Origin of the sequence: Microcoleus sp. AS-A8, from assembly GCA_039962225.1 — a bacterium.
GTDB lineage: Bacteria > Cyanobacteriota > Cyanobacteriia > Cyanobacteriales > Coleofasciculaceae > Allocoleopsis.
In genome coordinates this window covers 368,743-378,381 of sequence record JAMPKV010000006.1, presented here as the reverse complement: position 1 = coordinate 378,381, position 9,639 = coordinate 368,743, and the positions used below count along the sequence as shown (strand labels likewise).

Below are 9,639 nucleotides of genomic sequence, written 5' to 3'. Positions count from 1 at the left end.
GGAGGCATGGCTGATGGTGTTGTTTCTTTCATGAGTTGAATTTTAACCTGAAACCCTTAAATCATAAGCATTATACTCTATTTGGTTCTTTATTTTTGTTTAAGTCCCATTAGAGAGAAATAATGCAACAGATAGACCGAATTATTGGAGGCTTGCTCGTTGGTATTGGTCTTTTGCAATGGATAGCAACGCCTATCTTCTTTCGCCAATTTGAGGAACCAGCGGCATGTTTTTTTAACGGAGGAATAACTTTAATATTCCTGGCAGCCTTCAATCTCCTGCGAATTCGACCTATCATTCTTATGTCGAGAATCAGAAATAAACGGTTACAAAAGCTCGGACAATTTTTCCTGTATCTCGCAATTATAGGTATTGAGCTTTAAATTTGAGCAGATTTATAACTACGGATGCTTATCCGATGAAATCCTTCTTGAATGAAACTAAAATTAACTCATACCTTGGAGCAAGATGCTCTTTTTTTCTTAATCAACCAGCCAAGCCCACCCCCTATTAGTATGCCCACTGGCGTACTAGGTTCAGGTATCGATTGGGGTTGGGAAGGGATAAATTCTGCACCTGATAGCCTTACCGCATAGTTCCCTTCATGAATGGGCTGTCGATTATTGTATTGACCCGTACCGTCAATTTTCAGTACGTATTCTCCGGCTGACAAGTTGTTAAAATTGACTTGCGAAATTCCAGAAGTATAAGAAATTTGACTACCTGCTATATTTCCTAAACCCCAGGTAAAATTACCCATAAAATACCCACCCATCAAAGAGCAATTGCTATTAAAAAGTTGAAAAGCTGGAAAAGTATTCACTGGAAATGGCATATTGAAATAAGGGCCTGTTTCAATTGCCAAAATTCCTAGTCCACTAAAGTAAAAGCGAAAATAGTCGTTATCTTGCTTTGATGTGATGTTTCCCTCAATTCTCTCTAAGAAGTTGTTGTCCAATCCACTCACAGCCTGGGCACTGTTAAATGTATTTCCGGCATCATCGATCTCGAAGAATGTGGCAGCTTGGGCAGGAAATTTAATGAACCAAAAGTTTATTCCTGTGAGAGTTGTAGCAATGGATATTTTTAGGTAACTATTCACTTTTACTTCCAGTTTCCGAGTTTCATTAATTCATGTTTAAGTAATCTAGGGTACACAGAGCGTTACCAAAAACATAAGAGTAACAAGGGCAATAAAGATGTATTTTCCCTACTGTCAATCACTATCTCATAAAAGCTTCCTGGAAATTGCACGAGTCAAGAGTGATCAGCTTAAAATTTATTTTACATTTAGGTTACACCATTATCTTGTGCCAGAAGATTTTACGGAGAGTGTGTACCAAGACTTTGGAAATCTGTCTGGAGTCTTCTGGTTCAACCGATTGGCCTCAAGCTATAACATACGTTGTGAATATCATCTACCCTTGAATTAAGAGCAAAGGAATGCGCTGTGAAAATTCTAATCGTGGAAGATGACCCAGCGACCAGCGCAGCACTGGCTGATGCTTTAACCGCGCATCACTATACCGTTAATCTGGCGGAAGATGGGCAGATGGGGCTGGCTCTGGCGGCGCGGTTTGAATATGACCTGGTGTTGCTAGATGTGATTATTCCCCATCTGGATGGAATTAGCTTGTGTAAGCAGCTTCGTGCTCAGGGGTATCAAAGCCCAATTCTGTTGCTGACGGCAAAGGATAGTGCGACCACACGCGTCATCGGACTGGATGCCGGAGCGGATGATTATGTGGTCAAACCGTTTGAGCCAGAGGAGCTGCTGGCACGGATTCGTGCCTTGCTACGGCGTGGAAAATCGCTACCTGCTTCGGCAATGACCTGGAAAAATCTGCGCTTCGATCCGGTGAATGGGGCAGTGACCTGTGGCGATAAATTGTTGCATCTTACACCCAAAGAGTATTGTTTGTTGGAGCTATTTCTGAGAAATCCCAAGCGTATTTTTAGCCGGGGGGCAATTTTGGATCGTCTGTGGGATTTCGCTAAGTCACCCGGTGAGGAAACGGTTAGTACCCATATCAAGTGTTTGCGTCAGAAGTTAAAAAGAGTAGGGGTTGCCGATCTGATCGAAACTGTACATGGTTTGGGCTATCGGCTCAGACCTCCTGCCGAAATTCAAGCCACACAAGTAACGACTTCCCCATCGTTGCCGAGTCAGAAACCGGAAACGGCTCGTCGGAAAGTCTCCGCTCGGACGGCCAAGATTTGGGAGAAGTTTCATGATAAATTGGCAGCCCAACTGTGTGTGCTGCAACAGGCATCGCAGGCATTGAGTATAGGTAACTTGACACCTGAGCTGAAACAACAAGCTCAGCAAGAAGCCCACAAGTTAGCCGGCTCGTTAGGAATTTTTGGATTCCTCGAAGGTTCTCAAATTGCCAGAGAGTTAGAAGATTGGTTTTTCCCTCAAACAATTTTGGATGAGGAGCAGGCAGGACAAATTGCCACACGGGTCGAGCAACTAAAACAGGTGTTGCAGGAGAAGCCGGACGTAGAAGCGAAGACAGCGCCAGCGACTTATACACCGCTCATCCTGATTGTCGATGATGACCTGATGCTGGCCGATCGGGTGAGAATTGAGGCGATCGCCTGGGGACTGCGGGTTGAGGTGGCGACCGATCTGGAGGTTGCCCGCAAAGCGATAGCTCAATCTCCGCCCAATGTGATTCTCCTGGACTTGAATTTTCCCGGTTTAGAGAATGGCTTTACCTTACTCAAAGAATTGAGCCAGCGTATTCCGAAGATTCCCGTACTAGCATTGACGGGACGGGGAACACTGAGCGATCGCTTGGAAGTTGCTCGCTTAGGTGGGTATGTTTTCTTAGAAAAACCGTTGCCTACCTATGAAATTCTCAAAGCGGTGACGGATGTACTCAGCCAAAACCAGGTTAACCATCACAATCGGGTGTTAATTGTGGATGACGATGCGGCAGTCACAGATCACTTAGCTACCCTGTTGAAACCGTTGGGTGTGGAAGTTACCCAACTCAATGAGCCGCAGCGGTTTTGGGAGGTACTCATTAGCACGACACCTAATCTGCTCCTGTTCGAGCTGGAAATGCCCGGTTTCAATGGAATTGAGTTGTGTCAAGCTGTGCGGAGCGATCGGCGGTGGCACCAGTTGCCTATTCTGTTTCTTTCTGCTCATACACAAGCGGCTGATCTCGATCGCGCCTTTACAGCTGGAGCCGATGATTATCTCAGCAAGTCTCTGACTGAGGCAGAACTGGCAACCCGAATTATTCATCGTTTGAAACGGGTTGGTTTTCAACAGGATAGTGCTGGAACAGACCCAAACAGTTGTGAGAAGTGCTGACCTTCACAAGGCAGAAGATAGAAGGCAGAGGGATTTTAGGCTCCCACGTTTTAAAAACGTGGGATTGAAAAAGGATGTTTTGATTCAAGAGCAGTACTCTTGCGGAAACCTTAGAACAGATAAGATATCCAGTCATGAACAGAGTAATGAGTTCCAGCCTTTACCGTCGATTGGCTCCCTATGGTGTGGCGATCGCCTCAGTGGGAATGGCTGTGGGGCTAACCCTCTGGTTGGAGCTATTTATGACCCGAACGTTGGGGGCTTTTTTCTATATTGCGGTGTTCGTCAGTAGCTGGTACGGTGGTTTTCGACCCGGCCTTATGGCAGTCAGTTTCTCGGTTCTAGCCATTAATTATTTCTTTATCCCACCGCTTGAGCATCTTCAAGTTGCCGATCCGACTGATAGAGTACGGTTAGGCATTTTTGCTCTGGTTGCTGTGATCATCAACTTGTTGAACGATAACTTACGCACCAGTAAGTGGGAAGTTGAGCAACTGAGCCAGCGATTATTGCAAGAGAATGCCGAACGATTGAAAACAGCGTTAGCGGCTGCGCGGATGGGACTGTGGAACTGGGATATGGTCACCGGAGCCATTACCTGGTCGCCGGAACACGAGCAGTTGTTTGGGTTGGCTGTTGGTACCTTCGATGGTCGATATGAAACCTTTGATGCCTGTTTGCATCCGGATGACCGAGAAGGACTCAATCAGGCGATCACACAAGCACTTGAGAACCATAGTGCCTACCAGCATGAGTATCGTGTTGTCTGGGCTGATGGCAGTATCCACTGGCTTGAGGGACGAGGGCAGGCATTCTACAACGAGGCAGGGCAGCCGATTCGGATGACAGGAACCATCATGGATATTGACACTCACCAACAGGCAGAAGCCGCCCTCAAACAGGCCAAAGCCGAACTGGAAACGCGAGTGGCACAACGCACGGCTGAGTTGACCCAGGCCAATGCCCAACTTCAAGCACAACTGTTGCACCGACAGCAAATCGAATCGGCTCTGAAGCAATCCGCTCAAGAGATTCAAGACCTCTACGACAATGCCCCCTGTGGTTACCACTCCCTCGATCACGAAGGTCGGTTCATCCGCATTAACAACACAGAACTCCAATGGTTAGGCTATGACCGCGATGAAATTATTGGCAAAAAATTTACTGACCTCCTCTTACCAGAAAGCTTGCCAATCTTTCAAGCAAATTTTCCACAATTTAAGCAGCAAGGTTGGATCGAGAACCTAGAATTTCACTTGATTTGTCAAGATGGTTCAAGTCTACCGGTATGTTTGAGTGCAACAGCTCTCAAAGATATATCCGGCAATTTCATCATGAGCCGTTCCATCATCTTTAATATCAGCGAACGCAAACGCACAGAAGTCGCCTTAAAAACTTCCCAGGTTCGATTTGCAGGCATTGTAGAGATTGCCAAAGATGCGATTATCTCGGTGGATGCTAACCAACGAATTACGCTATTTAACCAGGGAGCGGAAGCAATTTTTGGCTACACGAGTGAGGAAATTTTGGGGCAACCCCTTGACCTGCTTCTGCCGGAACGATTTGTCACACCCCACCGCCGCTATATGAGCGGCTTTGCTCACTCAGATGGCAAAGCTAGACGGATGGGAGAGCGCAGCGAGATTTTTGGTCTTCGCAAAGATGGGAGTGAATTCCCGGCAGAAGCGTCCATTTCCCGATTAAACCTGGGTAACGAGACGCTTTTCACAGCGATCCTGCGAGATATCAGCGATTACAAGCAAGCAGAAGCCACTTTATCTCAATTGGCAGCGATCGTTGAGTCTTCAGAAGATGCCATCATCAGCAAGTCTTTGGACGGTACGATCACCAGTTGGAATGCCAGTGCCCAAAAACTATATGGTTACACACCAGGCGAAGCGATCGGGCGTTCAATTTCTCTGCTTCTTCCCGCCGATAAGCTGGATGAAGAAGCTCAATTCTTGGAGCGACTTCAGCAGGGAGAACACATTCAGCACTACGAAACAGTACGCAAGCGAAAAGATGGAACTGTCGTCGATATCTCTCTAACCGTCTCTCCCATCAAAGATGCAACAGGTAAAATTATTGGTGCCTCTAAAATTGCTCGTGACATCACACAGCAACGGGCAATCGCTAAGATGAAAAGCGAATTTATCTCGATTGTCAGTCATGAACTCCGCACTCCGCTCACCGCGATCCGAGGCTCACTAGGGTTAGTGGCGCATGGCATTTACGACAAGAAACCGGAGAAGAAACAGCGGATGATCGAAATTGCAGCGAGCCAGAGCGATCGCCTCGTGCGTCTGGTTAATGATATTCTCGACTTGCAGCGGTTGGAATCTGGCAAAATGAAGCTCGTGATGCAAGCGTGCGATGCTGCGAATTTAATCCAGCAGTCGGCTGACACCATGCGATCCTATGCGGAACAAAACCAGATTCAGCTTGTGGTTCATCTATTACCGGTTCAAGTTTGGGCATCCCCGGATTCCATCATCCAAACCCTGACAAATCTGCTCAGCAACGCCATCAAATTTTCTGCTCCCGGTGGCAAGGTTTGGCTATCGGCTCAATTAGTGAATCCGGAGGAACAGGGCACTCAAGCAACCGAAGAGTACACTAACGACACTATCCCAAATCCCCAGACTCTACCGTCCATACCCTATACTCTTTTCTCTGTTAAAGACCAAGGGCGGGGCATTCCCTCCGACAAGCTCGAAATCATTTTTGAACGCTTCCAACAGGTAGATGCGTCAGATTCCCGTGAGAAGGGAGGTACGGGGTTGGGATTAGCGATCTGCCGTAAAATCATTGAGCAGCACGAAGGGAAAATTTGGGCAGAAAGTGTGGTTAACGAAGGCAGTACTTTTTACTTTACCCTGCCTATTCCAGCTAATAAAGAATTTATTGAGGACAATGCCAAAACGCATTCTGGTGATTGATGACGAAGAGGTGATTCTGGAAGTGATTCAGGGTTGCTTAGAAGAGTTGGCCCAATGGGACGTTCTGACCGCCGAATCGGGCATTGAGGGATTAGAAATGGCGCGATCGCAACGGCCCGATGGCATTTTGCTCGATGTGTCGATGCCGGGAATGACTGGGTTTGAGGTGCTGCAACAATTACAGGAGAATCCGACCACTCAGGGAATTCCGGTGATTTTGTTGACGGCTAGAGTCCAACCCGAAGACAAGGCTAAATTTGCACAATTAGGAATGGCGGGTTTGATTCTCAAGCCGTTTAACCCCATGGAATTAGCCGAGCAGGTGGCAGCCGTCTTGGGCTGGGAATTGTAAAGTTTTATAACTTCAAACGTTCTTCAATTCTTTTCTGTAATTTAGAAGCCAACAGGTTTGATCGAGTCACAGTCGGTTTGGCTGTCTCTGCGATTAGGTTTGCCCAATCCGGTCAACTGTGTCGATGATGCTCTAGCGCTTAATGATTTCGATTCGCTCGCTCGATACAGATTTTGCCATCCTCCACTCTGAGGGTAGAAGTTATGTTGTCCAAACGGATTTTAGTCATTGACGATGAAGACGTGATTCAAGAAGTCGTGCAAGGCTGTTTCGAGGATGTGGCAGGGTGGGAGGTGCTGCTTGCCAGTTCCGGACGAGAAGGACTAGAACAGGTCGTTGCAGAACAACCGGATGCGATCGTCTTGGATGAGATGATGCCAGGAATGGATGGCATCGCATTTCTCAAACGGCTCAGAGCCAATGATGATAATCCCTCTATTCCAGTGGTGCTGCTCACAGCCAAAGTAGATCTCGCCGATCCCAAGCTCCTGCGGGAACTGGGGGTTGTAGACGCGATCGCCAAACCGTTTGATGCGATCGCACTAGTTGAACGGGTGGCTGAGGTTCTCGGTTGGACATTTGCCGCACAGCCATAACAGCAGCGCTGGAGTTCATACCAGGATGGGGGAGGGAGAAAGATTGTTTAGACGCTTGACAAAGGAGTCTACAAGACGGATTGGGATTGTCATCGCTATTGGGTTCGTAGTTTTGGCGTTGGCATCTTTGCAATTCGTTTGCGGATTGCGCTTTTGTGTGTGGATAAAATCAGGAAACTTGAGGGGATCACGGATGAAGAACACAGGCGTATTGTTACCTGCTACATCTCAGTTGCCTTCTTCTGTGTAGTCGTTATGAGTTTACCTTAGTACATCGTACTCGAAATGACTACGACTAGGACTCGCGATGTTCTATTGTAATAAACCGTAATCTTCAATCTCTGGCGCTTTCTCCCCACTCCCAAGAGGTGAGTTATTTCTGCCACCCTGCACGAGTTTTCGGTCTACTGGAATACTCTATTCTTGACGGTTGGCTAATTCGCTAAAGTGTCACATAGATGACCCATCGCAATCGGAAGCATCCATGACAACGACAACAACCAGTGAATCTGCCACTCAGCTACCCCCACTTATTCCCCGTGAAATTCTGTTTGGCAACCCAAAACGTGCCCGTCCTCAACTATCGCCGGATGGTCAGTATCTCACCTATCTCGCGCCAGATGAGAAAAACGTCTTACAGGTATGGCTGCGAACCGTGGGGCAAGAAGACGACCGGAAGCTGACAGACGATCAAAAACGCGGGATTCGCATGTACTTCTGGACATACAGCCCCCAGCAACTGATTTATCTCCAAGACTCAGATGGTGACGAGAACTTCCACCTTTACTTAGTCAATATCCAATCAAATATCGTCCGGGACTTGACTCCCTTCCAAAATGTTAAAGCCCAGGTCGTCGATCTTGACCCCAACTTCCCAGACGAAGTGCTAGTGGGGCTGAACTTAAATGACCCTCAAAAGTTCGATGTTTACCGGATTAACCTGAATAACGGTGCTGTGGAGTTTGAGACAGAGAACCCCGGTAATATCGTTAGCTGGACGGCAGATGCCGAGTTTAAGGTAAGAGCCGCAACGGCTGCAACGCCTGACGGAGGTTCGGATTTATTAGTTCGGGAAACGTTGGACAAGCCTTGGGAAACCCTGCGTCATTGGGGACCCGATGATGAAGGTGGGGCTGTTGGCTTTTCTGCCGATGGCAAAACCCTTTATCTAATTGGCTCTCATGAGGCTAACACTCAGCGCCTGATTGGCCTTGACCTAGCTACTCACCAAGAAACCGTAATGGCAGAGGATAGTCAGTATGACGTGGGTGGAATTATAGCACATCCCACGACACGAGTCATTCAGGCGGTTTCTGTCTACAAGGATAAAGTGAAGTGGCAGATCCTTGACGAAAGTATTGCCGTCGATTTTGAGGCCATTTCCCAAGTCCGTGAAGGCGAGTTTGGCATTGGTAGCCGCACTCTGGCGGATGATACCTGGCTAGTGGCTTATATGATCGATAATGGCCCTGTTTACTACTACATCTACGATCGCGCCTCCAAGTCCAGCACGTTACTCTTCAGCAATCAACCCGAACTGGAAGAATTATCCCTGGCTTCGATGGAACCGATTGCTTACCAAGCTAGAGACAGATTAACCATTCATGGCTACCTGACAACACCCGTGGGCATCCCGACGAAAAATTTGCCCACCGTTCTCCTGGTTCACGGTGGCCCTTGGGCACGGGATACTTGGGGTTATGATTCGGAAGCGCAATGGCTAGCCAACCGAGGTTATGCGGTGTTGCAAGTCAATTTCCGGGGTTCTACTGGCTACGGCAAAGACTTTTTGAATGCAGCGAATCGCCAATGGGCGGCAACCATGCATGATGACCTGATTGATGCGGTAAATTGGTTGGTCGAACAGGGGATTGCTGACCCGAAGAAGGTGGCAATTATGGGGGGTTCCTACGGAGGTTATGCCACATTGGTTGGGTTAACCTTTACCCCAGAAGTGTTTGCGGCGGGTGTAGATATTGTTGGCCCTAGCAACTTAGTGACGTTGCTCAAAAGTATCCCACCCTACTGGGCACCCCTGCTGGCTAACATGTACCATCGGATTGGCAACTTAGAGACAGAAGAAGAGTTTCTCAATTCGCGATCGCCTCTATTTTTTGTTGACCGCATCCAAAAACCCTTACTCATTGGACAGGGTGCCAACGACCCACGGGTCAAGCAGGCAGAAAGCGAACAAATCGTTGAAGCCATGAAAAAGGCGGGTAAGCCCGTGGAATATGCCCTGTACACCGATGAAGGACACGGCTTTGCTCGTCCAGAAAACCGACTGCATTTTTTTGCGATCGCAGAAGAATTCCTCGCCAAATATTTAGGGGGTCGCTTTGAACCGATTGGAGACATTCCAGGACATTCCTGCGTCTTACAATAAACCCCGTTAGGAACTATTCAAAGTTCAAAATCAAAAAT

General features: G+C 47.6%; 6 protein-coding genes and 1 pseudogene. 5 read left to right on the top strand and 2 right to left on the bottom strand.

The features are described 5' to 3' along the window. Positions 1–451: 451 nt before the first annotated feature. The gene (locus tag NDI48_12405) at positions 452–1,102 is read right to left on the bottom strand and encodes a PEP-CTERM sorting domain-containing protein (GenBank protein MEP0832006.1); all 651 of its coding nucleotides are present in this window, start codon (positions 1,100–1,102) and stop codon (positions 452–454) included. A 348-nt stretch (positions 1,103–1,450) separates the two neighbouring features. Between NDI48_12405 and NDI48_12400 the strand changes: the two genes are divergently transcribed. The 4 genes from NDI48_12400 to NDI48_12385 all read left to right on the top strand — a co-directional run bounded on the left by NDI48_12400 (position 1,451) and on the right by NDI48_12385 (position 7,215). After that, complete coding sequence (locus NDI48_12400; GenBank protein ID MEP0832005.1) at positions 1,451–3,328, top strand: response regulator; 1,878 nt, start codon at positions 1,451–1,453, stop codon at positions 3,326–3,328. 146 nt (positions 3,329–3,474) lie between these two features. Next, positions 3,475–6,267, top strand: a complete 2,793-nt coding sequence (locus tag NDI48_12395; protein MEP0832004.1) for a PAS domain S-box protein — start codon at positions 3,475–3,477, stop codon at positions 6,265–6,267. Continuing rightward, a complete protein-coding gene (locus NDI48_12390) occupies positions 6,242–6,619 on the top strand; it encodes a response regulator (GenBank protein MEP0832003.1) in 378 nt (125 codons plus the stop codon). Before NDI48_12395 ends, NDI48_12390 begins: the two co-directional genes overlap by 26 nt. A gap of 203 nt (positions 6,620–6,822) precedes the next feature. Then, entirely contained in the window at positions 6,823–7,215 is a 393-nt protein-coding gene (locus NDI48_12385) for a response regulator (protein MEP0832002.1), read from the top strand. Positions 7,216–7,338: 123 nt separating this feature from the next. Here the strand turns inward: NDI48_12385 and NDI48_12380 are convergent. Further along, positions 7,339–7,464: pseudogene (locus NDI48_12380) on the bottom strand (catalase). A gap of 235 nt (positions 7,465–7,699) precedes the next feature. On the opposite strand from NDI48_12380, the gene NDI48_12375 reads away from it, so the two are divergent. After that, positions 7,700–9,601, top strand: a complete 1,902-nt coding sequence (locus NDI48_12375) for a S9 family peptidase (protein MEP0832001.1) — start codon at positions 7,700–7,702, stop codon at positions 9,599–9,601. Positions 9,602–9,639: the final 38 nt, after the last annotated feature.

Bases quoted from the DNA above. Each gene is read 5' to 3' on its own strand.
- NDI48_12395 (MEP0832004.1), top strand. From the start codon at position 3,475: ATGAGTTCCAGCCTTTACCGTCGATTGGCTCCCTATGGTGTGGCGATC.
- NDI48_12390 (MEP0832003.1), top strand. From the start codon at position 6,242: ATGCCAAAACGCATTCTGGTGATTGATGACGAAGAGGTGATTCTGGAA.
- NDI48_12385 (MEP0832002.1), top strand. From the start codon at position 6,823: ATGTTGTCCAAACGGATTTTAGTCATTGACGATGAAGACGTGATTCAA.
- NDI48_12375 (MEP0832001.1), top strand. From the start codon at position 7,700: ATGACAACGACAACAACCAGTGAATCTGCCACTCAGCTACCCCCACTT.